Annotated in this window: 24 protein-coding genes and 1 tRNA gene; 18 read left to right on the forward strand and 7 right to left on the reverse strand. The window is 43.3% G+C overall.

The genetic code is table 11. The features are described from left to right. Positions 1–156 precede the first annotated feature (156 nt). From hisG to glyS, 11 genes are all read left to right on the forward strand, one after another. Positions 157–1,713: an ATP phosphoribosyltransferase gene (gene hisG / locus JZO70_RS15410; protein WP_207674557.1), complete on the forward strand. Its 1,557-nt coding sequence runs from the start codon at positions 157–159 to the stop codon at positions 1,711–1,713. Beyond that, positions 1,710–2,993 carry a histidinol dehydrogenase gene (hisD, locus tag JZO70_RS15415; RefSeq protein ID WP_207674558.1) on the forward strand — a complete coding sequence of 428 codons (1,284 nt, stop codon included), beginning with the start codon at positions 1,710–1,712 and terminating at the stop codon, positions 2,991–2,993. Before hisG ends, hisD begins: the two co-directional genes overlap by 4 nt. Then, positions 2,990–4,048, forward strand: coding sequence for a histidinol-phosphate transaminase (gene hisC / locus JZO70_RS15420; protein WP_207674559.1), 1,059 nt, complete (start codon positions 2,990–2,992; stop codon positions 4,046–4,048). The genes hisD and hisC overlap by 4 nt, the downstream gene beginning before the upstream one ends. Next, positions 4,045–4,638: an imidazoleglycerol-phosphate dehydratase HisB gene (hisB, locus tag JZO70_RS15425; protein WP_207674560.1), complete on the forward strand. Its 594-nt coding sequence runs from the start codon at positions 4,045–4,047 to the stop codon at positions 4,636–4,638. Before hisC ends, hisB begins: the two co-directional genes overlap by 4 nt. 14 nt (positions 4,639–4,652) lie before the next feature. After that, positions 4,653–5,279 (forward strand): imidazole glycerol phosphate synthase subunit HisH, encoded by a 627-nt coding sequence (gene hisH, locus JZO70_RS15430; RefSeq protein ID WP_207674561.1) that lies wholly within the window; start codon positions 4,653–4,655, stop codon positions 5,277–5,279. Beyond that, positions 5,276–5,995: a 1-(5-phosphoribosyl)-5-[(5-phosphoribosylamino)methylideneamino]imidazole-4-carboxamide isomerase gene (gene hisA / locus JZO70_RS15435; protein ID WP_207674562.1), complete on the forward strand. Its 720-nt coding sequence runs from the start codon at positions 5,276–5,278 to the stop codon at positions 5,993–5,995. Before hisH ends, hisA begins: the two co-directional genes overlap by 4 nt. Continuing rightward, positions 5,995–6,753 (forward strand): imidazole glycerol phosphate synthase subunit HisF, encoded by a 759-nt coding sequence (hisF, locus tag JZO70_RS15440; protein ID WP_207674563.1) that lies wholly within the window; start codon positions 5,995–5,997, stop codon positions 6,751–6,753. Before hisA ends, hisF begins: the two co-directional genes overlap by 1 nt. Before the next feature lie 12 nt (positions 6,754–6,765). Next, positions 6,766–7,401 (forward strand): bifunctional phosphoribosyl-AMP cyclohydrolase/phosphoribosyl-ATP diphosphatase HisIE, encoded by a 636-nt coding sequence (gene hisIE, locus JZO70_RS15445; RefSeq protein ID WP_207674564.1) that lies wholly within the window; start codon positions 6,766–6,768, stop codon positions 7,399–7,401. Between the two features lie 11 nt (positions 7,402–7,412). Continuing rightward, the gene (locus JZO70_RS15450) at positions 7,413–8,237 is read left to right on the forward strand and encodes a histidinol-phosphatase HisJ family protein (RefSeq protein ID WP_207674565.1); all 825 of its coding nucleotides are present in this window, start codon (positions 7,413–7,415) and stop codon (positions 8,235–8,237) included. A 286-nt stretch (positions 8,238–8,523) separates the two neighbouring features. Next, positions 8,524–9,414, forward strand: coding sequence for a glycine--tRNA ligase subunit alpha (gene glyQ / locus JZO70_RS15455; RefSeq protein ID WP_207674566.1), 891 nt, complete (start codon positions 8,524–8,526; stop codon positions 9,412–9,414). Between the two features lies 1 nt (position 9,415). Continuing rightward, positions 9,416–11,494, forward strand: a complete 2,079-nt coding sequence (gene glyS / locus JZO70_RS15460; RefSeq protein WP_207674567.1) for a glycine--tRNA ligase subunit beta — start codon at positions 9,416–9,418, stop codon at positions 11,492–11,494. Positions 11,495–11,539: 45 nt separating this feature from the next. Here glyS and JZO70_RS15465 read toward each other — a convergent pair whose 3' ends face one another. The 4 genes from JZO70_RS15465 to JZO70_RS15480 all read right to left on the reverse strand — a co-directional run bounded on the left by JZO70_RS15465 (position 11,540) and on the right by JZO70_RS15480 (position 15,958). Continuing rightward, on the reverse strand, positions 11,540–12,481 hold the full coding sequence (locus JZO70_RS15465) for an AEC family transporter (protein ID WP_207674568.1): 942 nt from the start codon (positions 12,479–12,481) through the stop codon (positions 11,540–11,542). Positions 12,482–12,557: 76 nt separating this feature from the next. Beyond that, the gene (locus JZO70_RS15470) at positions 12,558–14,483 is read right to left on the reverse strand and encodes a fructose-1,6-bisphosphatase (protein ID WP_207674569.1); all 1,926 of its coding nucleotides are present in this window, start codon (positions 14,481–14,483) and stop codon (positions 12,558–12,560) included. 12 nt (positions 14,484–14,495) lie between these two features. Further along, a complete protein-coding gene (locus JZO70_RS15475; RefSeq protein WP_207674570.1) occupies positions 14,496–15,314 on the reverse strand; it encodes a pyruvate, water dikinase regulatory protein in 819 nt (272 codons plus the stop codon). A 14-nt stretch (positions 15,315–15,328) separates the two neighbouring features. Then, a complete protein-coding gene (locus JZO70_RS15480) occupies positions 15,329–15,958 on the reverse strand; it encodes a helix-turn-helix transcriptional regulator (RefSeq protein ID WP_207674571.1) in 630 nt (209 codons plus the stop codon). A 165-nt stretch (positions 15,959–16,123) separates the two neighbouring features. Here JZO70_RS15480 and JZO70_RS15485 point away from each other — a divergent pair. The 3 genes from JZO70_RS15485 to JZO70_RS15495 all read left to right on the forward strand — a co-directional run bounded on the left by JZO70_RS15485 (position 16,124) and on the right by JZO70_RS15495 (position 17,633). Next, positions 16,124–16,195, forward strand: a tRNA-Glu gene (locus JZO70_RS15485). A gap of 183 nt (positions 16,196–16,378) precedes the next feature. Beyond that, entirely contained in the window at positions 16,379–17,221 is an 843-nt protein-coding gene (locus JZO70_RS15490) for an AraC family ligand binding domain-containing protein (RefSeq protein WP_207674572.1), read from the forward strand. Then, on the forward strand, positions 17,211–17,633 hold the full coding sequence (locus JZO70_RS15495) for a DUF2000 domain-containing protein (protein ID WP_207674573.1): 423 nt from the start codon (positions 17,211–17,213) through the stop codon (positions 17,631–17,633). Before JZO70_RS15490 ends, JZO70_RS15495 begins: the two co-directional genes overlap by 11 nt. A gap of 112 nt (positions 17,634–17,745) precedes the next feature. On the opposite strand, the gene yidC is transcribed toward JZO70_RS15495, so the two are convergent. Both yidC and JZO70_RS15505 read right to left on the reverse strand, forming a co-directional pair. After that, complete coding sequence (yidC, locus tag JZO70_RS15500) at positions 17,746–18,669, reverse strand: membrane protein insertase YidC (RefSeq protein WP_207674574.1); 924 nt, start codon at positions 18,667–18,669, stop codon at positions 17,746–17,748. Between the two features lie 104 nt (positions 18,670–18,773). Then, positions 18,774–19,046, reverse strand: a complete 273-nt coding sequence (locus tag JZO70_RS15505; protein WP_207674575.1) for an acylphosphatase — start codon at positions 19,044–19,046, stop codon at positions 18,774–18,776. Positions 19,047–19,135: 89 nt separating this feature from the next. Here JZO70_RS15505 and JZO70_RS15510 point away from each other — a divergent pair, with 89 nt between their 5' ends. From JZO70_RS15510 to JZO70_RS15520, 3 genes are all read left to right on the forward strand, one after another. Then, a complete protein-coding gene (locus JZO70_RS15510) occupies positions 19,136–19,903 on the forward strand; it encodes a TrmH family RNA methyltransferase (RefSeq protein WP_207674576.1) in 768 nt (255 codons plus the stop codon). 124 nt (positions 19,904–20,027) lie between these two features. Continuing rightward, complete coding sequence (locus tag JZO70_RS15515; protein WP_207674577.1) at positions 20,028–20,519, forward strand: HD domain-containing protein; 492 nt, start codon at positions 20,028–20,030, stop codon at positions 20,517–20,519. A 143-nt stretch (positions 20,520–20,662) separates the two neighbouring features. Further along, positions 20,663–21,286 (forward strand): YczE/YyaS/YitT family protein, encoded by a 624-nt coding sequence (locus JZO70_RS15520; RefSeq protein WP_207674578.1) that lies wholly within the window; start codon positions 20,663–20,665, stop codon positions 21,284–21,286. 18 nt (positions 21,287–21,304) lie between these two features. Here the strand turns inward: JZO70_RS15520 and JZO70_RS15525 are convergent, their stop codons facing one another. After that, the gene (locus JZO70_RS15525) at positions 21,305–23,635 is read right to left on the reverse strand and encodes an HAD-IC family P-type ATPase (protein ID WP_207674695.1); all 2,331 of its coding nucleotides are present in this window, start codon (positions 23,633–23,635) and stop codon (positions 21,305–21,307) included. Positions 23,636–23,874: 239 nt separating this feature from the next. Here JZO70_RS15525 and efp point away from each other — a divergent pair, with 239 nt between their 5' ends. After that, positions 23,875–24,438 carry an elongation factor P gene (gene efp, locus JZO70_RS15530; RefSeq protein ID WP_207674579.1) on the forward strand — a complete coding sequence of 188 codons (564 nt, stop codon included), beginning with the start codon at positions 23,875–23,877 and terminating at the stop codon, positions 24,436–24,438. Positions 24,439–24,470: the final 32 nt, after the last annotated feature.

Raw genomic sequence — 24,470 nt, forward strand, 5'->3', positions numbered from 1 at the left:
AAAAGATGAGCAATCCTTTTTTTAGCTAATTTCAGGAAAAAATACCGGTTTTGTTTAAGAAAATTTCCAGCTTTCCTTGACCTTTAATGATAAAATGATTAATATACTTTAAACATAAAATTATTGGAATTTCATATTGGAAGAGGAGTGGTATAGATGAAGGAGCTTTGGGATGTATTGCGTCCAGAGGAACAAATCGAATTACAAATAAGAAGGTTGTATCAAGAGCACCATTTTCATCTATACCAATTAAACAGCTTTGAGGAATTCGAAGGCTATCAGCAGCAGCGGAATTTCTTTAAGGATAGTACGATTATTACCTTTACCGGGAATGATGGCCGGACGATGGCCTTGAAGCCGGATGTAACGATTTCGATTGTCAAAAATACACCCTCTGGCGAACGCCGCAAGGTTTATTATGTGGAAGATGTGTACCGTCAGGATCGCCAAGAAGGGGAATACCAGAAAATTCGTCAGGTTGGCTTGGAAATTATTGATAATATCAGTCAAGAAGATGAGCTGGAGGTTCTGCGCTTAGCTTGGAAGAGCTTGGCCTTAGTGGGTGAGGGAACTCTGGATCTATCCCATATGGGGATTATCAACGCGATTTGTGAGCTGTTCCCTATCGAAGAACGGGATCAAGTATTGCAGGCTTTGCAGCATAAAAGCTCTCATGCGATGGATGAGCTGACTCAAAAATACGACTTGCCGAAAGAACAAAGTGAGAACTTAGGAAAATTACTGCGACTATCTGGTAAATTCGAGCAATTTTATGAAAAAGCACGGGGCTTATTGGCGACTTTACCAAAAGCGCAAGCAGCTTTGGACGAATTAAAAGAATTGCGGGACAAATTGACAGCTGATCCGGAATTGTCTTCGTTGATTCGTTTGCGATTGGATTTTTCAATTATGAACGATGCCGATTATTACAGCGGCTTAGTCTTCCAAGGATTCATTAAAGCTTCCAAGGAAACGATCTTGCATGGCGGACGCTACGACCTTCTGCTGAAACGGCAAGGGAAAAGTCAGGGCGCTCTCGGATTTGGGATGAAGCTGAACAATGTCGGAGAGAAAACGGCACCGAAGGAATCGGAGTATTTGAACATTGCGTTACCAAAGGGTCGCATGGGAGATACTGTCTATCAATTATTCACCAAGGCTGGCATTGCCAGCGAAGGAGTTTTTGAAGACAATCGCAAGCTGATCTTTGTGGATGAGAAGAATAAATTGCGCTTCTTTTTAGTGAAGCCTAGTGACGTAGCAATCTATGTTGAGCACGGGGCAGCAGATATCGGGGTCGTAGGTAAGGATATTTTGATGGAAAATTATGCCCATGTAATTGAATTCTTAGATTTGAAGCTGGGAGAATGTCGGATTGCGGTAGCTGCCTGCAATGATTTTGTGGAAGATGAGAGTCGACCATTACGGGTGTCCACTAAATATTCAAACATTACTCGGGATTATTATGATGGCATTGGCCGGTCAATTGAATTGATTGGATTGCATGGCTCGATTGAATTGGCTCCTTTGTTAGATTTGTCGGATGTCATTGTCGATATTGTGGAAACTGGGACTACTTTAAAAGAAAATGATTTGAAGGTGATCCAGGATATTGCACCGTCTTCGGCTCGTTTGATTATCAATCATGCGACCTGGCGCTTTAAGCAAGCCAAGATTCAAGAGGTTATTGAGAAAGTGAGGCAGGAAATTTGAAAATCTTCTCAACAGTAAAGCATAGCAACCAAGAAATTTTAGCCCGTAAAATGTCAGAATCAGTGGATGTATCTGAGACGGTGGCAGGAATTTTAGCAAAAGTGAAAACCGGCGGGGACCAAGCGGTTAAGCAACTGACGCAAGACATCGATGGCGTTGATTTAGCAGACTTGCGAGTTCCGGCAGCAGAGATTGAGGCCAGTACCGAACAAATTTCGCAAGAGTTATTGGCAGTATTAGAGCAGGCCAAAGAAAATATTACGGCTTTTCATGAGAAGCAGGTACGGCAAGGTTTTGTTTCGACTTCGGAGCAGGGAATCGTGATGGGGCAACGTATTTTACCGTTAGAAACAGTGGGGGTTTATGTACCAGGTGGAACGGCAGCTTATCCAAGTACGGTGTTGATGGATGTTTTGCCGGCTAAAATTGCTGGGGTGAAGCGGATTGTAATGATTACACCGCCAAGTAAAGAGGGCCAACTGGCACCGGCGATTTTGGCGGCTGCTAAAGTAGCTGGCGTCGACGAAATTTATCAAGTGGGTGGCGCCCAAGGAATTGCGGCGTTGGCTTATGGAACGGAAACGATTCCGGCGGTGGATAAAATTGTCGGGCCTGGTAACATTTACGTAGCTACGGCAAAACGAATGGTTTATGGCCTAGTGGACATCGATATGATTGCTGGACCTAGTGATGTGTTGATTGTGGCGGATGATAGTGCTGACCCAGAATGGTTAGCTGCTGATCTGATCGCTCAGGCAGAGCACGATCCGTTAGCGCAGGCGATTTTAGTTACTACTTCTGAAACGATGATTGATGAAGTAGCTCAAGCGGTGGACAAACAATTGGATGATTTGCCAAGACAAGCGATTGCGCAGCAGTCGTTAGACAATAATGGCAAATTGATCTTAGCCCAGAATTTGGATGAAGCGATTGTGTTAGCTAATCAAGTGGCTCCTGAGCATTTGGAATTAGCAGTGGATCAACCCTTTGCTTTATTAGGAAAAGTGAAAAATGCCGGCAGTGTCTTTTTAGGCCATTATACCCCGGAAGTACTGGGGGATTACTTTGCCGGACCGAATCATACCTTGCCAACCGAAGGAACTGCGCGTTTTTATTCGCCATTGTCTGTGGACGATTACGTGAAAAAAAGCAGCTACCTTTACTATACGCCGGAAGCCTTGGAAGAAGTGGGAACGTCTGTTGAGCTGTTTGCTAAAACGGAACACTTAGATGGACATGCTCGTTCAATGGCGATTCGTTTGAAGGGGGAAAGCAAATGAATTTCTTGCACTCAAAATATGCGCACCTAGTACCTTATACACCTGGTGAACAGCCGAAGGAAAATGACTTTATTAAGTTGAACACGAATGAAAGTCCTTATGAACCGGCACCATCCGTTATGGAGGCCGTTAAAGAGGCAGCTCATACCTTGAACCGCTACTCTGATACCGCGGCTAGAATTGTGGTGGAGCCGCTGGCTAAGCAGCTAGGTGTTCAGACGGAACAGTTGATTTTAGGAAATGGCAGTGATGAGATTCTGTCTTTTCTTTTCCAAGCCTTTACGGAAAAAGGGATGTCTTTTCCTGATGTGACTTATGGTTTTTATAGTATTTACTGTGATATGTATCAGGCACAGGCGAATGTCGTTCCTTTAAAGGAAGATTTTTCGTTGGATTTAGCCGATTACGATGAATTGGAAGGCACTGTGATTATCGCCAATCCTAATGCACCAACGGGTTTATTGCTTTCCTGTGAAGTGATTTGCGACTTTTTAACTAAGCATCCCGATCGTTTGCTGGTGGTGGATGAGGCCTATATCGACTTTGGCGGAAAATCGATGGTTTCTTACATTGATCAATTTGAGAATTTGTTGGTTGTGGGAACTTTTTCAAAATCTCGGCAATTAGCGGGAGCACGTCTTGGTTATGCGGCAGGAAACGGTCAGTTAATCGAAAATCTAAATCGTATCAAATATAGTGTGAATCCTTACAATATTAATGCCATGACCCAAGCAGCGGGAGCAGCCGTTTTGGCAGAGCAGGATTATGTGGATCGTTGTATTCAAGAAACCATTGCGGTTCGGGAATGGTGCAAGCAGGAATTAAAACAGCGAGGTTTTGAAATGACCGACAGCTACTGCAATTTCTTATTTGCCAAACACCCGTCAATGGCTGGGGAAGAATTGTTTGAAGCTTTACGAGCCCAAAAAATCTTAGTACGCTGGTTCAACCAGCCGCGAGTTAAAGATTATTTACGGATTTCAATTGGTACGCGAGAACAAATGGAACGTTTAATGGAAGTTGTGGACCAAATTTTGGAAGGAGCGAACGCATGAGAAAAGCAGAAGTAACACGAGATACCTCAGAAACTAAGATTCAATTGCAGCTGGAAATTGATGGGATTGGGGAACAAAAAATTAAAACCGGTGTCGGCTTTTTGGATCATATGCTGGAGCTGTTTACCCGCCATGGCCGTTTTGATTTGGACTTGGTCTGTGACGGAGATATTGAAGTAGATGCTCATCATACAACTGAGGATGTCGGTATTGCGATTGGCCGGGCTTTTTCTGAAGCATTAGGCGAGCGTCGCGGAATCAAACGCTATGGCAGTATGATGCTGCCTATGGATGAGGCTTTAGTAGTTACGGCTTTAGATATCAGCGGCCGGGGGATGGCAGTGGTTGAGCTGGATATTCCAACTGAAAAAATTGGTACACAATTTGATACCGAATTAGTGGAAGAATTTTTTATCGCCTTTGCCCGTGAGTTAGGAGCAACGATTCATCTGCACCAAATTGCCGGTAAAAATAGTCACCATATCGTTGAGGCTTGCTTCAAAGGATTTGGCCGAGCATTAGGGGAAGCAGTTGCGATTAACGAAGCGGCTCCCGATGAGATTCCTTCAACTAAAGGAACGATTGTCTAGAAAGGGCGAGAGGTATGATAGCAATTATTGATTATGGTGTCGGCAACTTGTTCAGTCTAGCCCGTTCGTTGGAATATATTGGAGAAAAAAGTGTCGTTACCCGGGATTTAAGTATTTTAGAAGAAGCGGATCAAATTATTTTGCCAGGTGTTGGGGCTTTTGGCGATGCGATTGAAAAATTGGCGCAGCTAGACTTGATTGAACCGATTCAAAAGCTGGCAGCCAGCGGCAAGCCTTTTTTAGGGATATGCTTAGGGATGCAGCTGCTGTTTGAAACTAGTGAAGAGTTTGGCAGTCATGAAGGCTTAGGTTTGATTCCCGGAAAAATAGTTTCCATGACCGATGCTTTCCAACAAAAAAACATCGATTTGAAGGTGCCGCAAATCGGCTGGAACCAACTAGAAGTGTTAACTGATGAGTGTCCATTAGTTCGCGATCTTCAACAGGGGGATTATGTTTATTATGTTCACAGCTTTTATGCGGCTGATTGCGAAGAATCGTTAGTAGCAGTCAGCGATTATGGAGTGAAGGTACCAGGGATTGTTCAGAAAGACAATGTCATGGGGACGCAATTTCATCCGGAAAAAAGCGGCGATGTTGGTTTGAAGATTCTCAAAGCATTTGCGGAGGTGGGAAAATGAAAATCTTTCCAGCAATTGATTTATTAGATCAAAAGGTCGTTCGTCTGTACCAAGGGGATTACGATCAGCAGGTAGTATTTGGTGATGATCCAGTGGCCTTTGCTAAATCCTTTGAAGAGGCGGGGGCCGAGTATTTGCACTTGGTGGATTTAGACGGCGCCAAGGCCGGTAAGCTGCATTATTTCGAAATTGCTAAGCAAATTGCCGAGCAAACCAATTTATTTGTGGAAGTTGGCGGTGGGATTCGCGATGAAGAGACGATTCAGCATTGTTTAGATGCTGGAGTTAATCGGGTGATTTTAGGCACGATTGCCCAGAAGGATCCAGAATTTACGAAAAAAATGCTGACTAAATACGGCGAACAAATTGCCATTGGCGTAGATGCTAAGGACGGCATGGTGGCTGTGGAAGGCTGGCTGGAAAAAACTGAAACCGAAGCCTTTGATTTTTGCCAACAGCTGCAAAGCTGGGGGGCTAAAACTATCATCTTTACGGAAATTTCTCGCGATGGAACCGGCCAAGGGATCAATATTCCTTTGTATCAAAAATTGAATCAGCTGGATTTACAAATCGTGGCTTCCGGTGGTGTGGCTAGTCTAGCGGATATTCAACAGCTGAAGGCCATAAATATCGGTGCGGCAATTGTTGGAAAATCACTGTACACTGGCGACTTGAAATTAGTGGATGTACTGGCAGCCGGCAAGGGGGAAGTTTAATGTTAGCTAAACGAATTATTCCTTGTTTGGATGTCCGAGATGGTCGAGTGGTTAAGGGTGTAAACTTTGCTGGTCTGAAGGATGTGAACGATCCGGTTACTTTGGCCCGTTTTTACAATGAGCAAGGTGCTGATGAGCTGGTTTTTTACGATATTACGGCTTCGGCTGAGGATCGTGGATTGTTTACCGACATTTTAGAGGCAGTGGCTTCTGAAGTGTTTATTCCTTTGACAGTTGGCGGCGGCATCAATGAGGTGTCAGATTTTGAACGAGTGTTGAATTGCGGTGCCGATAAGGTCAGTGTGAATTCAGGCGCTATTCGCAATCCGCAATTGATTGAAGCAGGTGCCAAACGTTATGGCAGTCAATGCGTAGTTCTGTCGATTGATGTTCGCAAGGTTGACGGTCAATGGCACGTTTTTGCTAAAGGCGGACGGGAAGATACTGGTTTAGATGCTTTAGAGTGGATCAAAAAAGGTGAAGCTTTGGGCGCCGGCGAATTGGTGATTAACAGTATGGATACTGATGGCGTGAAGCAAGGCTTTGATCTGCCATTGTTAACAGCTGTTAGTGAAATTACTACGTTGCCGATTGTGGCTTCCGGTGGTGCAGGCAATAGTGAAGATTTTTATCATTTGTTCCAATTGCCGAATATTGAAGCAGGGTTAGCGGCTTCGATTTTCCATTATGGGGAAGTAAAAATTCCTGACTTAAAACGTCAATTAGCAGAAAAAGCAATTCCGATGCGAATTGTCTAGAGGAGGAAGCAAATGGAACTGAAATTTGATGAACAAGGACTGATCCCGGTGATTGTTCAGGATGCGCAAACCGATCAAGTCTTGACCTTGGCTTATATGAATAAGGAGAGCTTAGAATTAACCTTGAAGGACCGCTTGATGACTTTTTATTCCCGCAGCCGTCAGGAATTATGGCGCAAAGGCGAAACCAGCGGCAATTATCAACACTTGGTTTCTTTGACTGCTGATTGTGATCAGGATGCTTTAGTGGCGAAGGTTCAAAAAGATGGTCCTGCCTGTCATACTGGGACTGAAAGCTGCTTTACGGAAATGCTTTTTGGCGAATCTGACGAAAAGCAGGTGCAATTGTCTGACCTTTACGCCTTAATCAAAGGACGTAAAACCGAACCTAAAGAGGGCAGTTATACTAGCTACTTATTTGAAAAAGGCTTAGAAAAGATTTTGAAGAAAATCGGCGAAGAGTCTACTGAAGTGGTGATTGGTGCGATGAAAGCCGATCGTCAGGAAACTATTTTTGAAGCCGCTGATTTAACTTATCACATGCTGGTTTTACTAGTAGAGATGGGAATCTCGGTGGAAGAAGTCCAGCAAGAATTATCCAAACGGCATGTCGTTGATCATAAGGTAAAACAAGAAACGCTAAAATAGGGGGAAGTTTCATGTTCTATTCAAACGCGCATACCCACAGTACTTGGTGTGATGGCAAGGATTCGCTGCTGGCTATGGCTGAGGCCGCGATTCAGATTGGTTTTACCGATATCGGCTTTACCAGTCATTCATCGGCTCCTTTTGACCCATCTTGTCCTGGTGTATCAGATGAGGCCGGCTATCAAAAAGAGGTTCATGCTGTGCAGGAGCAGTTTAAAGATTATTTGACGGTTCGTTTAGGCTTGGAATGGGATTATTATAGCCCCCAGCCGCAAGTGGGCTACGATTACTTTGTTGGTTCGGTTCATTATTTGCCGCCGCGGGATGGCGTCTATCGGTCAGTGGATGAAAGTCCTGAGAGCTTGATGGAGACGCTGCAGGATTGGTATGGCGGAGATAAGCTTAAGCTGGTGCAGGATTATTACGATACCGTAGTGACTCATATTAAAGAGCATCAACCAAAGATTGTCGGGCATTTTGACTTGATTACTAAGTTTAACGAAAAAGCACCTTGGCTGGATGATACCAGCAGTGCCTATCAAAAGATTGCACTGACCGCTCTGGATAATGTAATTGATATTGTTCAGACTTATGATGGCCTAGTCGAGGTCAATACCGGAGCGATTTCCCGGCATTGGCGGACACAGCCTTATCCGGACTGCTTCTTGCTGCAGCAGCTGCAATTACGGGAATGTCCGGTAATTGTCACTAGTGATAGTCATGAAACGACTACGTTAAATTATCATTTTAAAGAAACCGAAGAGCTGCTAAAATCGTTAGGCTTTACCTCAACCGTCCAATTGAAGGATGGGGAATTTCAAAAAATTTCTTTTTAATGTCAATTACGATTTGACAAAGTATAGGTAAAGTCGCTATTATAGTAGCAAGTTGAATAGGTGCGTTGAGCAAAAAAAGAAGTTCATCCCTCAATCAAGCGAGTCTGGGACAGTGGAAGCCGGATATGACATGAATTTTGCAGGCGTTTGTGAGCACAGTAGTTAAAAGCTGCCAAGTACTTTACTTGGAAGTAGGGTGGAACCGCGTTAATACGTCCCTATGTCTATTGCAGACATAGGGACTTTTTTCATGCTTTTGGAAGAGAAAAATCAAGGAGGAAAACAAATGAGTAAACGATCCATGCAAGACATTATTTTGACATTGCAAAAATTTTGGTCCGACAATGGCTGTATGCTGATGCAAGCCTACGATACGGAAAAAGGGGCCGGCACTATGAGTCCTTATACGTTCCTAAGAGCGATTGGACCGGAGCCTTGGCGGGCAGCGTATGTGGAACCGTCACGTCGTCCAGCAGATGGCCGTTACGGCGAAAATCCGAACCGTCTGTATCAGCATCATCAATTTCAAGTAGTTATGAAGCCATCACCGGAAAATATTCAAGAGTTGTATTTAGACAGCTTGCGTTTATTGGGCATCGATCCTTTGGAACACGACATTCGTTTTGTAGAAGACAACTGGGAAAATCCTTCAATGGGTTGTGCCGGTTTAGGCTGGGAAGTTTGGCTGAACGGGATGGAAATTACTCAATTTACCTATTTCCAACAAGTCGGCGGACTGCCTTGTCATCCGGTAACGGCGGAATTGACTTACGGCTTGGAGCGTTTAGCTTCTTATATCCAAGAAGTGGAAAGTGTTTACGATCTGCAATGGTCTAACGAAGTAAAATACGGCGAAATCTTCAAACAGCCTGAATTTGAACACTCAAAATATTCCTTTGAAGTCAGCGACCAAAAGATGCTGCTGGAAAACTTTGATAAATTTGAAAAAGAAGCGCAACGTTGTCTGGATGAAAATTTAGTGCATCCGGCTTACGATTACATTTTGAAATGCAGCCACACCTTTAACCTGTTGGATGCGCGGGGAGCTGTTTCGGTTACTGAACGGGCCGGCTACTTGGCACGTATCCGCAATATGGCACGAGCAGTTGCGAAAATCTTTGTTGCTGAACGGGAAAAATTAGGTTTCCCATTGTTAAATCATGAGGAGGGCGAATAAAATGGCAAAAGATCTACTATTAGAAATCGGCTTGGAAGAAATGCCTGCCCACGTGGTTTGGCCGAGCAGCAAGCAATTAGAAGAACGGGTAGTAAAATTTTTAGAAGAAAACAGCTTAACCTATGATACAGTGGAAAGTTTTTCTACCCCACGACGTTTAGGGATTCGCGTAACGAACATTCCTGATCGTCAAGAAGACGTCCAAGAAGAAGTCAAAGGTCCAGCGAAGAAGATAGCGCAGGATGCTGAGGGTAATTGGAGCAAAGCGGCAGAAGGCTTCGTACGGGGACAAGGTTTGACTACCGATGCAATTACTTTTCGCGAGCTGAACGGTGTGGAATATGTCTATGTGACTAAATATATTCACGGCAAAGAAAGCAAAGAAGTCCTGACTCAACTGGACAAAGTGATCACCAGCATGACTTTCCCAGTAACGATGCATTGGGGCAGTACCACCTTTGAATATATTCGTCCGATTCATTGGATCGTTGCTTTATTAGATGATGAAGTGATTCCTTTTGAAATTCTAGACGTGAAAACTGGTCGCGAAACCCGTGGACATCGTTTCCTAGGAGACAACGCGGTCATCAATGAACCAAAGGAATACGAAGAAAAATTAAAAGAACAATTCGTTATTGCCAGCGGTCAAGAACGCCAGCAAATGATCATCGACCAAATCAATCAATTGGCCGAAGAAAACAAATGGCAAATTGATTTGGATGCCGATCTGTTAGAAGAAGTAACCAACTTAGTAGAATACCCAACCGCTTTTGTGGGTGACTACGAAGAACGTTTTTTATCAGTGCCGGAAGAAGTTTTAGTAACGTCTATGAAGGAACACCAACGCTACTTTGATGTGCGTAACCAAGCAGGTATGCTGCTGCCGCATTTCATTTCGGTTCGTAACGGCAATAATGTCAAATTGGACAACGTGGTTAAAGGAAATCAAAAAGTATTAACAGCTCGTTTAGAAGATGCGGACTTTTTCTATGAAGAAGACAAGAAGCTGTCAATTGATGCTTGCGTCGAAAAATTGAAAAACGTGACCTTCCATGAAAAAATCGGCAGCATCTACGAAAAAATGCAGCGGGTAGGTAAAATCAGTCAGTTGATTGGCAAACAAGTTGGATTAACTGAAGAAGAACTTGCTGATTTACAACGAGCTTCAGAAATCTACAAGTTCGATTTAGTGACTAATATGGTAGGCGAATTCCCTGAATTGCAAGGCATCATGGGTGAAAAATATGCCCTGCTGCAAGGGGAAAACCCAGCGGTAGCCCAAGCGGTTCGCGAACACTATATGCCAATTTCAGCTGAAGGCGATCTGCCTGAATCAACTGTTGGTGCGGTGTTAGCCGTGGCTGACAAGATGGACAGCATTTTATCCTTCTTCGCGATGGAAATGATTCCTAGCGGCTCAAATGATCCGTACGCACTGCGTCGTCAGACTTACGGGATTGTCCGTATTATCGAGAGCAAAGGCTGGAGCTTCCCGTTCCGTAAAGTTCAGCAAGTAATTGCTGAAGCGATCAACGCTGATGAAGCCAGCTTTGGGATTCACTTTACTGAGGATCAACAAGCGTTAGTAGACTTCTTTAAAGGTCGTCTGCGTCAACGTCTACAGCTGCAAAACATTCGTCATGACTTAATTGATGCGGTTTTAGCTTCTAAACAAGATGACTTAACCCAAATTTTTGAAGCGGCGCGTATCTTCGCTCAACATGCCAAAGACGGCGACTTCAAGGAATCAATGGAAGCCTTGACTCGCGTAATTAACTTGGCGAAGAAAGTCAGTCCAGAAGCAGTCAGTCAACACGTCGATCCGGCTCTGTTTGAAAATGACAGTGAAAAAGAATTGTTTGATGCCGTTAAAGCAGCTCGGGATCAATTCGGTGATCAGTCAATGGCTGAAAACTATCAAATGCTGGCAAATCTGCGTCCGGTGATCGAACGTTACTTCAACAAAACGATGGTTATGGCGGAAGACGAAAAAGTCCGCAACAATCGCTTAACCCAATTAGCGCAAATTGCTGACATGGCAGAAGCCTTGGCAAGTATCGATAAGATTATTACTAAATAGCAAAAAAATCCTTCAGGCCCAAGTAGTCTGAAGGATTTTTTTGTATTACAGAATCAATTTTAGCAAGAGTGGAATATAGGCGAGATACAACAGCACCGAGTAGCCTAAGGAAGAAGCGGCGTATTCTTGATCACCGCCGTAGGAACGGGCCAGAATAGGCACTGAGTTTTGCACTGGCATAGCAGACTGGATAATGAAGACTGAAAGCATTAATTCCGGCACATGAATCCATTGACCAAGTGCCCAGACAATCAAAGGTGAGATCAGATAGCGACCCACCAGCACGCCTGCGATATCTTTGTTAAGCTTCAGGTTTTTAATCCCCACATTGTAAACAATAATTCCGATTACAAACATGGATAATGGCGTGGTCAAATTTCCCAAATAAGAAAAGAAAGTAGCCGCTTCGTCTGGCATCGGCAAGCTCAGCAAGACCCAGCCGATCCCGATTAGAAAGCCCAATAAAGCGGGTGAAAAGATTTTCTTCAACACCTGCAATGGGTGGAAATGGACGGTGGCCTGTTCGATTTGCGGATGGTCCTTGGCAATTAAGTAAATCCCCAATGTCCAAAACAAGGTCGTATTTACGATGTAGTACAGCAACACGTAAGGAACGGACTTTTCACCAAAAATCGCTAAGTTAATCGGCAAACCGATAAAAATAGTATTGGAGCAGGTAAACATCGTGGCAAATGCTCCTTGCCGCCCAGCGGAAATTTTAAAGATTTTCACGTATAGGTAGCTAATAGCAAAGGTCAGCAGCATGGAAATCAGCGGAATAATCATCCCGCTAAATAATTGCAAAAATTCTTCCCGGGAAAAGTTTTTGGTAATATTCAAAAACATATTGCAGGGCAGGGCGATTTGCAGCACCAGCTTTGAGAAGACGTCACCGACTTGATTGGTGAACCATTGCTTATAGGTTAAAAAGTAGCCCATAAACATCAAAGCAAAAATTAAAAATATATTGATATACGCAGATAGCATCAACAACACCTCGCATCAACTATACCGAAAAACTCCTCTTCCAACAAGTCGAATTGGAAGAGGAGTGAAAGTTTTCTTAGCTTTTTTGATACAGCAGCAAGCCGGTCAAGTTTTCGATCTGTTCTTCGATACTTAACCCGACAGTTGTATCCTTGATCAGGATACGGGTTAATTCTTGGTCGATTACCTTTTTCAAGGAAGTTTCGTCCGTTTGTTTCTCCAAGAGGTTTTCCACTGAAGTAAAGGGTTCGTGGGTAACCAATTGAAAGCCGTAAGAGTTGTTCAATAATGAATAACCGGCAATTCCGGTGGTTTTTTGATAGGCTTTGGAAAGGCCGCCGTCAATGACAAACAGCATGCCTTCACCTTTAATCGGTGATTCGCCGCCTTTTACCTTAACCGGTGTGTGGCCATTGATAATCCGTGAAGCAGGTGAATACAAGCCGAATTCTTCTAAAATCATTTCGCAGATTTGTCGTTTGTCTCGGAAGGAGTAGTAGCTGTTTTTCACTTCCACGTGGGTTTTCTTGTCAGCAATGAAATACCGTTCAAAGGTAGTCATGGCTGTCTTACCAAATTGCGGCGAAATTTTCCCCGTCCAGCAATACCAAATCCAGTCCGCATTGGAATTGTCGTTTTTCTTATGTGCACAGCCTAAACGAATTTGGTCTTCGAAAAATTCCAGCAAGGCTTTTCCTTCGTAAGATTTTTTGCCAACCTTTAGTGGCAGAAAATTGCCAGCATCGTCTAAGGGAATACAGCCATGGAACAAAAGATGTTGATTGTAGACTAAATACATAGAGCCTTTATCCAACAAAAAGTTCATATGCTCTTGCATCTTGGCAGATTGCTGGAAAGAGGCCATCAGCATGTCGACTACATAGTACTCCTGCTCTGTAAGCTCGTAAGGGTCCTCCTGCAGTGTTTGGAAGCAGCTGCCCTGTAACGGATAGGTTTCTCCCGCCAAATCGATGGTGTCCGTATTAAAATCGATCTGATCGAACAGCAAACGATCCTCCATCTCAAATTCAGGATGGCGCTTAATCAGCTGACCTTCTAGTTTGAATTGCAAAATCGACAAGGCTTGATGGACTTTCTCCAAGGTATCTAAGCTTTCGATGGAGTAGTCGGCACTGCAATTTTTTTCCTTCGGTGTAAAGACTGGATTTTTTTGGTAGTGTTCTTCAGCGTACATAAACAGCGGCCGCAGATTCAAGGCATAGGCCTGTTCAATTTCATAAAGGTAATTGTAACGGGCCGCAATTCGCAGCAAGGTCATTAAACAAGCGCGGGATCCGCCGTAAGCACCCATCCATAAAATGTCATGGTTGCCCCACTGTACATCAACAGATGGCTGCTGGCATAAACGATCCATAATCTTATCCGCCGCCGGCCCCCGGTCATAAATATCGCCAACCACATGCAAATGATCCAACACGAGGCGCTGAATACTGTTGCACAGAGCAACAATGAAGTGTTCTCCTTGATCCAATTCCAACAGGTGAGACAGGATTTGATCAAAGTAGTCAGCCTTGTCCCGGTAATTAGTGTCGGTATACATCAGCTCTTCAATGATGTAGGCGTATTGCTTCGGCAAGGCCTTGCGGACCTTCGAGCGAGTGTATTTAATCGCTGAATAGCTGAGTAATTCTAACAATTGGCGAATCTTCTTGCGATACCAGGATTGATCTTTATGTTCAAAGAAATGTTCGTTGTTTAATGCTTCACGGGGATAAGCGACTAAGATGGTCAGCTTATCCTTTTCGTGAATGGTTAGGCGATCTTGAAACAAATCGCTGATTTTTTCTTTAATGTTTCCCGCTCCGGTGCGCAGGATATGGTTGAAGGCATCATACTCGCCGTGAATATCGCTGACGTATAATTCGGTCCCTTTGGGCAAGTGCATGATGGCTTCAAGATTGATCAGTTCAGTCAAGATTGCTTCTTTGGTATTGAATTCCTTTTCCAGCATCTGGTAGTACTTTTCACGGGTTGACAGCATAAAAACCTCCAATTAGACTGACAAATGGCTATCCATGTGTTCAGCAATCAACGTAGCTGCTTCTTCAATGGATTTATTAGTAACATCAAGGGAGAAGGCGCCTAAGTCATCGAAGACCTCTAAGGCATACTTCAATTCGTCCTTAATCCGTTTAATGTCAGCGTAACGAGAATTTTCCTGTAAGCCCAACGAATGCAGGCGACTAGTACGAATTTTTTGTTGGGTTTCCGGTTCGATAATTAAGCCCACTAATTTTTCCTTTGGTACTTGCTTAAGCTGCTCCGGCAACGGTACTTCTGGAATTAAAGGTAAATTGGCTACCTTATAACGACTATTTGCCAAGTACATACTTAATGGTGTTTTTGAGGTACGAGAAATCCCCAATAACACGATATCAGCTTCTAAAAAGCCTTTAGGGTCTTTGCCATCGTCGTATTTAACAGCAAACTCAATTGCGGCTACTCGGTTGAAATATTCCTGATTCAGCTTATGAACGGTACCAGCTTCCTGCAGCGGGGAAACGCCGGTTTTTTGATGGACAATCTCCATGAAAGGACACATTAAATCGATGTACTGCAATCCCGTCCGATTGCTGAAATCAGATACTATTTCGGTTAAGTTGCTGCTGACCAAAGTAGTTACCACGATGGCACCATCCTTTAAAGCATCGCTTAAAATCCCTTTCAGCTCCTCTTCATCCTTCATAAAAGGGAAACGGTAGGACATATCAAATTCAACTGATGGGAATTGGGCGGCAACGGCATTTACCAGCTTTAAAGAAGTTTCTCCGACGGCATCTGAGATCATATACAATGGCACAGTTTTTTTCATTATTAATTACTCTCCTATCGATTAGTTTCTGTTTGTTTGGCTTGCTGCATAATGTAGTTAAAGATACGGGATTTGGTAATTTTTCCGATGATCTTTTTCGGATCGTCATCGCTGACAACGGGCAGTGAATCAACTTGGTAATCTAGTAAAACAGCGCCTGCTTCTAAGACGGTGAAATCTTTCGTGCAGGTGCGAATATGCGGTGCTCGGGTCATGACGACTGCTACTGGTGTATTTTGCAAGTTGCTGTTTAAGGCGGCCCGCAGTAAATCTTTTCTGGATAATAGCCCTACCAAATGCTGTTCTTTGTCGGTCACGTAGATAGAGCCCACGTCATACATGAACATATTGGTAATGGCATCGTGAATCGATGTGTCCTGGGGAGTCAGTAAAGGCGACAGCATAATATCACCAACTTTTACTGAAAAAATTTTATCAAATAGAAATTGTTCAATCCCCACGCCGGTATAGGTATACCCGACTTTCGGGCTGGCTTCCAGCATACCAGCCATCGTTAGAAAAGAAAGATCTGTGCGCAGTGTAGCATGGGAAATCCCCAAGTGCTCAGCGATCTTTTCTCCGCTTAACGGCTGGTCTTTTTTGACAATTTCGATGATTTTCTCTTGCCGTTCTGATAGCTTCATAAGTTCCTCCTATAATGCTGTGATTCATTCGTACATCAAATATTATACACCTATTGGATATATAAACAACATAAATAGCTGAATAAACGCATATTTATTTTTTTATCAATGAGACGAAATCTTTTACGAATAAACCCAGAAGCGTTATACTACTTTTTGTTAAACAGCCTGTTGGTCAAGGGGTCAAGACGCCGCGTTCTCAGCGCGGAATCACGGGTTCAAATCCCGTACAGGTTATAAAAAATCAAGTTTGCCGTATCAGTCTTCGTTGATTGGTGCGGCAATTTTTTGTCCGTGAATAGAAATATGGCCAGTGTCATTCGAAAGGGTGGAGTAAATTCGATCCAGCAAAAGTCAATATTTTCCAAGCAAAATATCGTATACTCTTTATATAATGAGGAAAAGACAGGAGGCTGGTTCATGGCACAAGCGAAAAAGGAGATTTGCTACGATCCTCAGCTGCAGATAGAAGCCTACACATTCACTGGCGTTTCGCAAAATTTCCCCAATCATTTCCATGATTATTATGTAATTGGTCTAGTCGAAGCAGGAGATCGTCGTCTAGTGGTGAATCAACAGGAGTATACCATCGAACCGGGGGATCTTTTGACCTTTAATCCATACGATAAGCACAGCTGTGAAGAACTTGCAGCCAGTCGTTTGACTTATCGCTGTTTTAACATTCAAAAAGAAAAAATGCAGCAAATTATGCGAGAAATTGGCGCAGAGGAGGAACTGCCTCACTTTTTAGCACCGGTTCAAAAGCAAGCGTCCAACAGCGAAGCTTTTATCAATCTTCATCAACTAGTGATGGCTGAGCAGAATGATCATGAGAAGGAAGCCCTGTTTTATCTTCTGATGGAAGAGCTGTTACAGAATTTTACTTCCATGAATCGTGTAACTGCTCCGGCTGCTAAGCAAGAAGTGGAGGCGGTTTGCAGGTATTTGGAGGAGCACTATGGGGAGAAGATTACCTTGGATCAACTCAGTGAAATTGCCCATTTGAACAAGCATTCACTGGTGCGGAATTTTACTCGCTATAAAGGGATTACACCATATCGCTATTTGGAAACGTTGCGAATCGATCAGGCTAAAAAATTGTTGGAGCAGGGGGAAAGCTTATTGTCAGCGGCCCAACAAACCGGTTTTTATGATCAGAGTCATTTCACGAATTATTTTAATCGCTTAATCGGGTTAACGCCTAGCCAGTATCAATCGATCTTTTTAAAAATGAAGGATAGTGAGGAACAGCATGAAAAATGAAGAATTAAAATGTGTCATGGTGGTAGATGAAGACATGCCTTTAGGAATCATCGCCAACAGCACGGCCGTCATGGGAGTCACGATTGGGAAATTATTTCCTGAGGTAGTCGGCCAAAATGTGGTGGATCAAACCGGCTGTGAGCATCAAGGGATTATTGAGTTTCCGATTCCGATCTTAAAGGGGAAAGCTGAGTTCTTACGGGAGCTGAAGGGTCGGCTGGAGGAACCCAAATTTGAAAAGGTAACGGTGGTGGATTTCTTTGATGCGGCTCAAAGCTGCAAGACCTACGAAGAATACATCGAAAAGATGAAGGAAATCCCGGAATCGGCATTGCAGTATTTTGGTTTGGCGTTTTTTGGTCCGAAGAAGCAAGTTAATCAGTTAACCGGCAGCATGCCGTTATTAAGATAGTTCAACTCTGGAAGACGAAATGTTTTCCAGTTTTTTTGTCTGGATTTGCAACCAGTTAGTTTGCGAAGATTTTCCAAACAAAAAAACCTAGCTGCTAAGCTAGGTTTCAGCGTTATTTACGTTTTTGTTTACCGGCATTGCGTCCGCCCTGTGAATTTTTCGGTTGGTTGACAGCCTTTGGTTTCACCGGTTCGGCTTTTTTCATGGTACGCGGAGTAACCACTTGTTTTGGCGGGTTCTTCGCTAAATCTTCTTTGATCTTGGCTTTAATTCTTGGTCGCATTACCACATTGGTGATAAAGGTTTGGATACAACTAAAGATCCCACCGACTACCCAGTAAAGTCCGACACCAGCTGGTGAGCTGAAGGTCATGAAGACGATCATTAATGGAGAAGCGATCATCATACTGCGCATGGTTTTCTTTTGTTCTTCCGGCACACCAATTAATGAAATGTAGCTTTGCAGCAAGTAGGCAATCCCTACAAATACTACCAGAACATAGCTTGGGCTCGCCAAGTCAATTCCCATAAAGGTTGAATCTTGAATCCCTGTTGAAAAACGGGCTGTATAATACAGAGCTGAGAAGATCGGCATTTGGATCAACAGCGGCAGACAGCCGAGGCCGCCCATCATGCTGACATTGTTCTCTTTGTAGACAGCTGACATTTCTCTTTGCGCTTCCATTTGTTCCTCAGGAGTAGCAGCTTCTTTTAATTTCGCTTGGGCTGCATCCACTTGAGGCTTGATGGCTTGCATTTTTTCAGTTTGAATCAAGGATTTCTTCGATTGGTTGATTCCTAAAGGCATGATAATCAGACGTACGATAATGGTTAACACGATAATCGCTAAGCCGTAAGACCAGTCAAAGCTTTGAACCATCCATTCTAAGAAACCTTCTAACGGAACGACTAAGAAACGATAGACGATCCCAGTGGTATCCGGCTGTCCATCTTTGCCCATACGAACACAACCTGATAAAAACACAACAAGGCTTAGGAGACCGGTTCCTAGAAGCCATTTTTTCATTTTATTCATTTAATTCTTCCTCTGCTAATTAAATTTCACACAGGAAATACTATACTAAAGATCGCAACCCTTTTCAATTGAATTTCAAAAAAAGCCGATGTTTCAACGGTTTCTTAATAGATTACCTGAAACTTTTTACGGTCTTGAATCGAAGAATCTTCATATTGTTCCAGTTGATCCACGCGGGCAAATGAGTTAGGCGGCTGTTTGATCTTTTCTAAAAAGGCTGCCATTTGTTCCTCAGTTCCGATGGCTTCAATGGTGACACTGCCGTTGTCCTCGTTTTTTACGGTTCCGGTAATCCCGATTTCTTGGGCTAATAGCTGAGTGGTGTAACGAAAGCCCACGCCTTGTACGCGGCCGGTTACGTTAATATGCATTTTCATGGTTCGATTCCCCCTTTTTTACTATCATAACCAGTTTTTGTGGCTGAGACAAGAAATCGCGTGCTATAATGCCAAAGAGGTGACGCAAGTTGAAAGAAATTCAATCAATCAAAAATCCATTAATTAAAGAAACCAAAAAGCTGCAGCAAAAAAAATACCGGACCCAAACCGGGACCTATTTGCTGGAAGGCTTTCATTTAGTTCAAGAAGCAGTCAATGCGGGGGCAGACGTTCAAGAAATTTTTGTGAATCAGCGGGGACAAAACGAGTGGGCGACCTGGCTGGAGGAGCATTTTCCTGATTACTACTTAGTGAGTGATGAAATTTTAAAAACACTGGCTGACCAACCAGCTCCGCAAGGAATGGTAGCGGTGGTGGCAATAACTGAGACGGCGGTTGAAAACTTTGAGGGTGCCTGGCTGCTTTTGGATCAGGTGCAGGATCCAGGAAATGTTGGGACAATGATTCGCACTGCTGATGCGGCTGGTTTTAGGGGCGTTGTGTTGGGAGAAGGCACAGTGGATTTGTATAATCCGAAGACCTTGCGCAGTACCCAGGGCAGTCATTTTCATCTTACAGTAGTGGGTGGAAAGCTGGAGGAGCTGATTCCACAGCTTCAATCCCAACAAATTCCGGTGTACGGCACAGCCTTAGATGAGCAGGCGAAAAACTATCGGACTGTTGAAGCGCTGGAGTATTTTGCCTTAATTATGGGAAATGAAGGACAAGGGATGCGACCGGAAATTTTGGAAATGACGGATGCTAATCTGTACATTCCGATTAAAGGCAAGGCGGAATCATTGAACGTGGCGGTGGCTGCCGGAGTCCTAATGTTTAAGATGGTAAAGGAAGTTTGAAGAAATGATTGCGCTTATTAAGGTTCCTTTAAAGTTAAGTGAGGGCTAGGTGAATCTCTATATTCTTGTATGAAAGCGTGCTATACTACAAGGCAGATACGAAAGAAAAGGGGCTTTGCATCATATGAATTGGCAAGACGATAAAGAGTATATGTCCTACGTTGAAGACCTGCTAGCTACCGAAGAAGTACAAAAATTGGCAAATTACATCCAACACATGAATTCGACACGCCTGGAACACTCAATCAGTGTTTCTTATAATAGCTATAAAATCGCAAAACGTTTAAATGGCGACGCTAGAGCAACTGCTCGCGCGGGACTATTGCACGATTTGTTTTACTATGATTGGCATACAACGAAATTTGATGAAGGCTCTCATGCCTACATGCACCCACGCATCGCCGTGAAAAATGCAGAAAAGATTACTGAGCTGTCTGCTTTGGAACGCGACATCATCATTAAACATATGTGGGGCGCAACCATTACACCTCCTCGCTACAAAGAAGGCTATATTGTAACGATGGTAGATAAGTATTGCGCGATCAAAGAAGCAGCGGCACCGTTCTCTGCGAAAGTAACTAATTACAAAAAGCGTCTTAAAAGAGAAACTATCTAAAAGAGCCGATTTCGGCTCTTTTTATTTTGCTTAAAACGAGTTTAATAGTTGACTCTTTGTTAGGAAAACGGATACAATTGGGAAGGTAGAATTTAACGAACAGTAGCGATACATAAAAAAGCGGATAGTGAGGAAGATAAGATTTGATTGGAAAAGAGCATTTAGTAAAACAATTTACTTTAGCCCTGGTGGGAACTTTTATAGCAGCAGTTGGGATTCGTTTGATCGTAGTAAGCGGATTAGGAGCCGATGCCATAAGTACTTTAGTATTAGGGCTTATGCAGCATATTCCGTTTCGTTTTGGGACGTTAAGTCTGCTTTTTAATGCCATTGTTTTAGTGATCATTTTCTTTTATGATCGTCGGATGATTGGAATTGGAAGCGTTATAAACGGATTCGGTGTAGGAATATGTTTAAATCTGATTGAAGCAGCGGGGCTTTTACATACGATTCCGCAAGTCTTGGAGTATCCTTCTATTTTGGCTGGAACGATTATCTTTGGCATCGGCACAGGGATTTATTTGCTGGCAAATGCAGGGTCTGCCGCTTACGAAAGCTTGATGATCATCTTGCAGCGAGTCTTGAAGGTATCAGTGAAAACAGCGCGGATTATTTTGGACGGCAGCTTCTTTCTAGTGGGTTATTTGTTGGGAGGGACAGTCGGTCTGGGAACAATCATTGTACTCGTGTTAATGGGACCCTCTTTAGAATTTACCTTGAATCATTTTCCTAAGTTGAAGTTGTTTCGAGTGAGAAGAGTTAATTAAAAAAGCTGATGCAAAATTCTAGTGAAAGAATTTTGCGTCAGCTTGTTTTTTGTGCATCGGCGGTGTTGGCAGTGTCTTCGTTAAGAAAATATACGCAAGGGCGTTTAAGATCATCATGCCGACAAAGACCGCGAAAGAACCGGCGTGGAGCAGACTGATTTCCAAAATAGAATGGAACAGCATAGCTGCTACATAAATACCGCCAATCGTAGTTACAATCAAAAAGATGCGTAACGGATTTAATGGCAAGCAAGCTTTAACTACGGCTAAACAGCTGATACCGATCAATAGATAGTACATTAACGTCGTTGTATCGATTTGAGCCCAGCCGTTGCTGCGGGCAAGGAAAGAAACAACTAATACATTAACCACTACCAACAAAGCGTTCGGTGCGGCCGCCCGTAATGCGGTGGGCAGGAATTTCCCTTTGATTCGGTTATTATTGCCTTCAAAAGACAAGAAGAAGGATGGATAGCCTTCAATCGCCAAATCAATTAAAGTAATTTGAATCGGAATAAAAGGAAACGCAGTCGCCGTTAATAGACAAATGACCGACAGCAGGAAGGAATAGATCGTCTTAATAAAGAAGATTCCTGATACTTTGGTCACGTTGTTGACTACTCGGCGTCCTTCAAACACAACTTCGGGTAACGAAGTAAAATCAGAATCCAGTAAAACCAGATTGGCAATTTGGCGGGTTGCATCATCGCCATCAGCCATTGCAATGCTAACATCAGCTTCACGAAGAGCCAGTACATCATTGACACCATCGCCGGTCATTGCAACGGTTCGACCTTCGTTTTGTAAAGCTTGAACCAGCAATTTTTTCTGGTGAGGAGCTACACGGCCAAAAACGGTATATTTTTGGGCGGCGGCCATCACTTCTTCATCGGTGTCACAGGTTGCCAAGTCAATGTAGCGTTCATAATTTGGCAGGCCGGCGCGACGAGCGATATTGGAAACAGTTACTGGATTGTCCCCAGAGATTACCTTCAGATCGACGCCTTCGTTGTACAGGTAAGCCAAAGTCTCTTCGGCATTGCGGCGGATAATGTCTTCAATTTCGATCACTGCTAAAGGCGTTAATTCACCTTTTTCTTCAGGAACTGTTTCGCCTTCCGCTGTAGCTAAAAGTAAAACCCGCATGCCTTCTTCTTGAGCCAAAGCAACCTGTTGCGGCAGCTTGTTGGCAGGCATCAATTTCTCTGGCGCACCTAAGTAGACAACGCCGAAATCGGCTAAAGCCATGGCGCCCCATTTACGATCGGAAGAAAAGGGTAAAACATCTAGGCTATGATACTGATCAGCTTCTGGAAAATGCTCCCGTAATGCCTGCATAGTTACATTGCTATCAGCGCTTTGTGCTAAATAGCTGCCGATCACAGCTGCGAGATCCACGTTAGTCGTCATCGGATGAACCGTTGTTACCCGCATGTTTCCTTCAGTGATAGTTCCCGTTTTGTCCAGGCAAAGTGTGTCAACATGAGCCAGTGTTTCAATTGAATACATGTCTTGAACTAAGATGCGTTTTTTCGCCAGTTTAGTTACACCAGTTGTTAAGGCGATACTAATTAACAGCACTAAGCCTTTTGGCAGCATGCCTAAAACAGCCGCGGCCGAAACCACTACGGATGCCTTGATGCCGCTGGTGCGGAAGAAGAAAGCTTCTAAGAACAGCAGAATTCCAAAAGGAATAATGATAAAGCTGGTAAATTTAGACACCTTGCGGATGGCCCGTACTAACTCTGAATTGAAGGGTTTGTGGACTTTAGCTTCGCTGGCTAATTTCGTGGCATAGTTATCAGCACCTACGTGAACGACTTTAGCCACCACTTCACCGCTAGTTAAAAAGCTGCCGGATAATAGTTCAGCGCCGGTAGTTTTGCTGATTAGATCCGATTCCCCCGTCAGCATGGCTTCGTTGACTTCCGCAAAGCCGGAAAGAACTTCCATGTCAGAGGAAATCTGTTCGCCGGCATGGACAATCACCGTGTCATCTACCACTAAGTCAGTGGAGTTGATGGATTGTTCTTGTCCATCGCGGATGACATTCACCTTTTGCTGGTTGACGATAGAGAGCTTTTGCACTAGGTTTCGGGCGTGAATTTCTTGATAAATCCCAATGGAGATGTTCATTAAAATAATGACTAGGTAAAACATGTTAGAATAGGCACCGACTAAAAACAGGCAGATACCAATGATTAAGTTAAGAAAGTTGAAAAGCGTTACGATATTATCGTAAAAAATAGCCTTGGTGGATTTCGTGGCATTTTCTTCGTAGTTGTTTTGCAGCCCTTGTTCTTTGCGCTGCTGGACCTCTGTTTCTGTTAAACCTGTTTGCTTCAAAATAGTTCCTGCTTTCCATAAAGATCTTATACAGAATCCAAGATAGCATAAAAAAATTTTAAATTGGAAAAATGATGTGGGACGGCCTTTTTTTTATGAAAATTTTAAAGGAAACAGTCAGGCCTTGTTTTCATAGGGTGAGTATTGAATGGCCGTAAAAAAGAAAACGTATTTTTACCTAGTAAGTAAGCGACATATTTGCTACAATAGACAAGATGTAATTATAGAAGGAGTGTTTTTTAATGATCTCAGCAAGCGATTTACGTGCCGGTATGACATTTATTCAAGACGGCAAATTAATTAAAGTACTAGAAGCCAGCCACCATAAGCCTGGTAAAGGAAATACAGTAATGCGTATGAAATTACGCGATGTTCGTACTGGAGCAACTTATGATACAACGTTGCGTCCTGACGAAAAATTCGAAAAAGCTATGATGGAAACAAAACCTGTACAGTACTTGTACAGCCAAGACGACATGGCGATTTTTATGGATTTGGAAACTTATGAACAATATGAATTGCCAATCCCTTCAATCGAACAAGAAATGAAATACTTGTTGGAAAACATGGAAGTAAAAATTCAGTTTTACGGTACCGAAGTTATTGGTGTAACTTTACCAACATCTGTTGTTCTGCGTGTGGTTGAAACCCAACCATCCATCAAAGGTGCGACAGTAACTGGTTCTGGTAAACCAGCAACAATGGAAACTGGCTTAGTAGTCAACGTTCCTGACTTTGTTGAAGCAGGCGAACTATTAGAAATCAATACCCAAGAAGGTACCTACGCAAAACGCGCAGGCAAATAAGCACAATAAAAGGATCAGCCATTGGGATTTGA

Source organism: Candidatus Enterococcus moelleringii (assembly GCF_017377575.1).
Classification (GTDB): domain Bacteria; phylum Bacillota; class Bacilli; order Lactobacillales; family Enterococcaceae; genus Enterococcus_A; species Enterococcus_A moelleringii.